Annotated in this window: 6 protein-coding genes and 2 pseudogenes; 7 read left to right on the forward strand and 1 reads right to left on the reverse strand. The window is 69.1% G+C overall.

Features of this window, described 5'->3' with window-relative positions; genetic code table 11:
• Positions 1–87 precede the first annotated feature (87 nt).
• From F3T56_RS49150 to F3T56_RS45240, 3 genes and pseudogenes are all read left to right on the forward strand, one after another.
• A pseudogene (locus F3T56_RS49150) lies at positions 88–708 on the forward strand (DUF6082 family protein).
• Between the two features lie 155 nt (positions 709–863).
• Positions 864–917 (forward strand): annotated as a pseudogene (locus F3T56_RS49155) (hypothetical protein); the annotation flags it as partial.
• A gap of 133 nt (positions 918–1050) precedes the next feature.
• Entirely contained in the window at positions 1051–1437 is a 387-nt protein-coding gene (locus tag F3T56_RS45240; RefSeq protein ID WP_246204829.1) for a MarR family winged helix-turn-helix transcriptional regulator, read from the forward strand.
• A gap of 304 nt (positions 1438–1741) precedes the next feature.
• On the opposite strand, the gene F3T56_RS45245 is transcribed toward F3T56_RS45240, so the two are convergent.
• Positions 1742–2395 carry a TetR/AcrR family transcriptional regulator gene (locus F3T56_RS45245; protein WP_246204836.1) on the reverse strand — a complete coding sequence of 218 codons (654 nt, stop codon included), beginning with the start codon at positions 2393–2395 and terminating at the stop codon, positions 1742–1744.
• 155 nt (positions 2396–2550) lie between these two features.
• Between F3T56_RS45245 and F3T56_RS45250 the strand changes: the two genes are divergently transcribed.
• From F3T56_RS45250 to F3T56_RS45265, 4 genes are all read left to right on the forward strand, one after another.
• Complete coding sequence (locus F3T56_RS45250; RefSeq protein WP_149831281.1) at positions 2551–3624, forward strand: dienelactone hydrolase family protein; 1074 nt, start codon at positions 2551–2553, stop codon at positions 3622–3624.
• A gap of 44 nt (positions 3625–3668) precedes the next feature.
• Positions 3669–3962: an MBL fold metallo-hydrolase gene (locus F3T56_RS45255; RefSeq protein ID WP_216373114.1), complete on the forward strand. Its 294-nt coding sequence runs from the start codon at positions 3669–3671 to the stop codon at positions 3960–3962.
• A 28-nt stretch (positions 3963–3990) separates the two neighbouring features.
• On the forward strand, positions 3991–4158 hold the full coding sequence (locus F3T56_RS46815; protein ID WP_172639488.1) for a hypothetical protein: 168 nt from the start codon (positions 3991–3993) through the stop codon (positions 4156–4158).
• A 172-nt stretch (positions 4159–4330) separates the two neighbouring features.
• Entirely contained in the window at positions 4331–5443 is a 1113-nt protein-coding gene (locus F3T56_RS45265) for an SMP-30/gluconolactonase/LRE family protein (RefSeq protein ID WP_172639489.1), read from the forward strand.
• Positions 5444–5613: the final 170 nt, after the last annotated feature.

A 5613-nucleotide genomic window follows, 5' to 3' on the forward strand; every position in this document is an offset into this window, starting at 1 on the left:
ACGGACACACTGCGTCACCACACGCCGAGCCCGCGGACACCTCCGCACCGCTCAACTTTGAAGACCCAGATATCCAGCTCCAAGGGAGTGGACTGGAACAGGCTCAGTGATATCGGCGCGGCGTACGGCTTCACGTCGGCGATCGTCTCGGCGCTGGCGTTGGCCGGTGTGGCCGTCTCTCTGATCGTTCAGAACCTGCAGGCCAGGGCGGAGCAGGTCCAGGGGATTCGCAGCTACTACCTTGAGCTGGTCCGGCTGGAGCTTGACGACATGGCGCTTTTCCAGCCCGTTTGGGGCGACACGGACATCGCCGATCCGCATGAGCAGAAGCGGCACGTCTATGCCGATCTCATGATGAACTAGGCATGGATGGGCTTCGAAATCGGGACCATCCGCGAGAGCCTGCTGCGGGACATGCTGTTCGGGATGTTCACCGGACAGGCGGGGCGGCACTACTGGAGCAGGGCTCACGCCTCGTGGATCGCCGGTTCGTCCGGAAGCCGTGTCGGTCGTCGCTTCCTGGCCATCGTGGGCGAGGAGCATGCTCGCGCTATCGCTGCCGGACCGCCGATACGCTCGACGGTTGCCCCCAGTCCACCTGCCGCGCCCGTTGCGGGGGCGTCGCGTGCATGGCGGGCATCGGCTGGCGCCCTGATCGGTCTGGGCGCCGGTCTGGTGCTCGGATCGCTCTTGCGCGGCCGACGCTAGGGACTGTCGACCCGCCCAGCCCCGGAGATCATTTGGCAACGGACGGTGTGGTCCTTCTCCGGTGCCGCGACGGTGCCATCTGCGGCACGGGCAACCTCGACCCCGCCCTTGCCGGCGTCGAGAACTACCGGCAACTGGAGTATCTGCACGAGGAGATGACCGACGCGCTCTGGCTCGCCGACCTGGTCATCGGCCGCGCTGGAGCAACGACCCTCGCCAAGCCGGCCGCGCTCATCCCCCTGCCTGCCTCCGTCAGCCGCGGCGACCAGCTCGCAACGCCCACGCCTACGCCAGCCGCCACCCCGGCCGGTGCCTTGTCATCCCCGACTCTACGGCCTGTTCGTGGAGGCGTTCGCTCGCCTCAGGCCCCTGGTACACCGGGACCTGGGAGTCCCGGACACCTGGTTCGAGGTGCTGCTGCGACTGGGGCGCACCCCCGGGCACCGGCTGCGCATGACGGATCTGGCGGAGGCCGTGTCCTTCAGCTCGGGCGGTTTCACCCGGCTCGCCGACCGCATGGCGAAGGAGGGGTTGATCCGCCGCGATCCCGACCCTGCCGACCGACGAGCCGCACTCGCCGCACTGACCGACAAGGGCGCCGAGGCGCTCGACCGCGCCATCACCGCCCACGTCTCCCATCTCCGCAGCCACGTCACCGGACCGCTCTCATCCGAGGACCGCCGCTGCCTGGAGCGCATCCTGCGCACGCTCCGTGATGCCAACGAATGAGTTCCGCGCGGACGCGGATACCCTCAGCGGGGGATAGACCCGGGCGGGTAACCACATGACCACCTGCCCCGCCACCGAGCGGCAGTGCGACCGGGCCCGCGCATCAGCGCCAGCACTCCGAAATCCCCACAGGTCAACACCCTTGCAGCGGCGCAAGCGCCGTCGCGTCCCCAGCTGAGAGCGCGAGCCCGAAGTCCGGACCAGGCAGTCGTGCCGGCATGAGGCCCTGGTGCGCACCTGAGCCTCCGCCGAGGTCTGCCAGGTCGGCATGCCGGCCGCGGCGGGATGTGGATGTGGCGTGCCGTCAGTCCTGAGGTGCCGTCAGGCCGTCGAGAAGGAGATCGAGTTTCGCCCGAAGGGCCGGGCCGAGAGGGAATGGCTTGTCGGTGTGCTGATGTGCCTGGAGCCAGCGGTGGAGGGTTTCGGTGTAGCAGGCGCTGAGGGCCTCCGCGACGGTTTCCGGGGTCACGGAGGGACGGAAGTCGCCGTTCTCCTGGCCGAGGCGGACGCTGTCGCGGAACGAATCGAAGACCGGGAAGGGGCTCTCGAAAGTCCCCAGCTCGCTCAGCCAGCCCAGCGAGAGGACACGGGCCATCCTGGGGTTCTCCTCGTTCACCTTGGCCAGGACCTCCATCTGGAGCTCGAGCTGGCGGCGGGCGGGGGCTTGGCGGACGCCGCCGTCACCCAGCCGGGCGGCCACGAGATCCCGGCGCTCGATCCTCCAAGCATCCAGCATGTCGCGCTTGCGGGGGAAATGGTTGAAGACGGTTCGGCGGGCAAGGTCGGCACGTTCCGCGATCTGGTCGATGGTCGTCGCGGCGTAGCCCTGTTCGGCGAACAACTCCAGGGCGGCATCCAGGATCGCGGAACGGATCCTCTGCCGCTGCCGCTCCCTGCGGCCCATCGGCTGCTCGGTCGGGTCTGCAGGGCTCTTGGCCGCCGCGGGTGAACGGGTCACGTGTGTTCCCTCGCCTGGAAGTCACGGTCGGTGTACTCGATTGCCACTGACGCCATTCTATAGATGCACCACTAGTGCATGAGTGCACCATGGTGCACACTTAGAGGGAACGGGGACTCACTGTCTCGCCGTCTCACCCTCTGGAGGGCTGCATCATGCCGTTCACCTTCGCCGTAGACCCCGCCGAACTCATCGAGGAGCGCGCGCCCCAGTGGCGGTTCGGGGGTACCGAGGACGCTGTCCTGGAGGAGATGTCCCGTCGCATCAGCGACCTATGGGCCGAGGGCCCCGGGAGCTGGGCGCACGAGTGGTCGATCCTTGCCGAGCAGGCCGAGAAGGACGGTGATCTGCTGAAGGCCAGCCACCTGTACGGGATCGCCAAGTTCCCGGTCCTGGGCGGCAACGCGGCGCACACCCGGGCCTACGAGAACCACCTGCGCACCTTCCTGGAGGCCTCGTCGGACTTCGAGGTGCCCTTCGAGCGCCACGTGATCGACGTGGACTTCCGCGGAGAGACCGTGCAGGTCCCGACCCACCTCTACGTCCCCGAGAACCTGCCCGCGGACGCCCCGATCGTGCTGGTCTTCAGCGGCGTGGACACCTGGAAGGTCGAGGTGCATGCCACCGCGCTCGCGACGGCTCGACTGGTCGGCGCGCGGGTGGCCACCGTCGACATGGCCGGGACCGGAGAATCGCCGGTCGCCAGCGGACCCGACGGAGAGCTGTACGTCGGCGACGTCCTCGACTGGCTGCGCCGCCGCTTTCCCGAGGCGCGCAAGGTGGGCACGGTCGGTTTCAGCTTCGGCGGGCACTGGACGATCAAGCTGGCCCTGCGCCGGATGGTCGACGCCGCGGTGAGCATCGGCGGGCTCATCGACACCGCCTTCTCCCCCGAGGCCGCCGCCCGGCTCCGATTCGGCATGCCCGGCGTCTTCGGCAACTCCCTGCGGCTGGACGCCGAGCCGAGCCTCGCCCAACTCCAGGCCGCCATGGCCGCCTTCTCGCTGCGTACGCAGGGGCTCCTGGACGACTGGGGCAGCGACCCCGTGCCGCTGCTGTACGTCAACGGAGACCAGGACCAGCACGTCCCGGCCGACGACTCCAGGCCCCTGGAGTCCCGCCCGAACACCGTCGTCCGGCTCGTCCCAAACGCCACCCACTGCGCCATGCAGAAGGCCCACGAGATCGTCCCCTGGAGCCTGCAGTGGCTCCGCGACCAGCTGGCCTGACCCCCGCACACCACCAGGTATGCCCCCTGACAGGAGGACCAGCCTTGCCCAAGCAGCACCAACCGCGGTCGGCGTCCGACTCCGTGCCCAAGCCCCCAAGCCGGTCCGGCGACCGGGACGCGCACCCGGTGGAGATCGTGCCCGGCGTGCACGCCTGGGTCCAGCCCGACGGCACCTGGCGGCTGAACAACGCCGGCGCCGTCCTGAGCCAGGACGGCGGTGTCCTGATCGACACCTGCGCGACCGCTCAGCGCACCCGTGCATTCCTCACTGCTGTCGACGAGGCCTCAAGGCGCCATCGGCTGGAGCATCGTCCGGCGAAGTTCGAAGGACCCTGAGTCGCTGCTGCGCAAGCTCGTCCCCGCCGTGGTCGTTGTCTCCTTCATCCCCGACCTCGCCATGCTCGTCAGCGACTACACACCGCACGCCGACGCGGTCGGCGTGGTGGCGCTGCTCGTCATGCACGTCGTGGTGGCAGTTGCCGCGGTCTTCACCTTCCGCACGATCCTTCCCCTGGGCGCTGCCGGGAAGTAGTCGCAGCCGCACCAATCCACCGACTTCATGGTGACCCGGCAGGGCCCCGGCGCTCGGGTGCCCCGGAGAGCCGGACGGCCACTCGTCGCGCGCCACGTGAGCGACGACCGGCAGAACACCATCAGCCACACCCGGCCCTCTCGGGCCGCCTGACACCTTACGGAGAGCTGTGATGACCAACCAGACCAGCCGTGGCGGTGTGCGTGCCGCGGCATCGCACACCGAGCCGTCCGGCTCGCAGAGCAACTCCATGGGACGCATGCGGAGGAGTTCCATGCCACGAGTCCTGCCCCTCTTCATGACCGCGCTGGTGATCGCCGGTCTGTCCGCAGTTCCGGCATCGGCCGGGCCGCTCCCCGCAGCAGGCGCGGCCAGGCCAGTCCCCGCCGTGGACTCCGCCAAGCCGTCCCCCCAGGTGGTGCGGCTGCCCAACGGGTTCTCCCCCGAGGGCATCGCCATCGACAAGGGCGTGGCCTACACCGGTTCACTGGTTGACGGCTCCATCAAGCGCTTCGACTTGAAGACCGGGGTGGTCAGGCAGTTCGCCCCGTCGCCCGGCCCGCACCGGATAGCGGTCGGCATGAACATCGACCGCTTCGGCCGACTGTGGGTGGCCGGTGGTGGCGACGCCTTCGTCCCCGGCACCGTCACCAGTTTCCGCGTGTACGACACGAAGTCCGGCGCACTGCTCGCCGACGTCACCGTCCCCGACGCCGCGTACCTCAACGACGTGACCGTGACCCGCGACGCCGCCTGGTTCACCGACAGCCGCGGCCCGGCCCTCATCCGGGTGCCGATCGGGGCCAACGGAAAGATCGGCTCGCCCGAGAAGGTGGTGCTGGGTGGCGACTGGGCCCCCACCAGCGCCGGTTTCAACGCCAACGGCATTGACGCCACGCCCGACGGCAGGCACCTGATCGTGGCCCAGTCCGAGACCGCCGAGGGGGGTTCAGCTCTCTACCGCGTGCCGACTGGCACCGCCGGGGTGGCCGACGCTCGACGGATCACCCTCCACGGTACGTGGGACGGGGCTGACAGTCTGCAGTTGATCGGGCGGACCCTGTATGTGGCCAACCCCAAGGGCGTGGTCGAGATCAAGCTCTCGCGGTCGCTGACCGCCGGACGGATCCTCGGCACGACCGAGGTGCCGGGCGCCGCATGGCCGACCGCGGCCAAGGCGTTCGGCTGCCGCCTCTACGTAGTGGACGCCAACTTCGGCGAAAACTTCTCCAACGTCGGCAACCCGGCGGCCGAATTCAAGGTGGTCGCCATCCCCCTTCCGTGAGGTCCTCATCCAGTCCTCATGGGCGGCCTGGGCGGGCCCCGCCCAGGCCGCCCATGGCGCCTCGGGATACCTCAGCCGCCGATTTGCCAGCAGTACTCCCAGCGGCGCTGTCACGTTGTTGGACATGTGGGTGTCTGACGGTGCGCCAGGTGTGGTTGGCCCGGGTGTCA

This window comes from Streptomyces tailanensis, from assembly GCF_008386495.1.
Taxonomy (GTDB): domain Bacteria; phylum Actinomycetota; class Actinomycetes; order Streptomycetales; family Streptomycetaceae; genus Streptomyces; species Streptomyces tailanensis.

Excerpts from the sequence above, each read along its gene's own strand:
- F3T56_RS45250 (WP_149831281.1), top strand. The coding sequence starts at position 2,551 with ATGCCGTTCACCTTCGCCGTAGACCCCGCCGAACTCATCGAGGAGCGC.
- F3T56_RS45265 (WP_172639489.1), top strand. The coding sequence starts at position 4,331 with ATGACCAACCAGACCAGCCGTGGCGGTGTGCGTGCCGCGGCATCGCAC.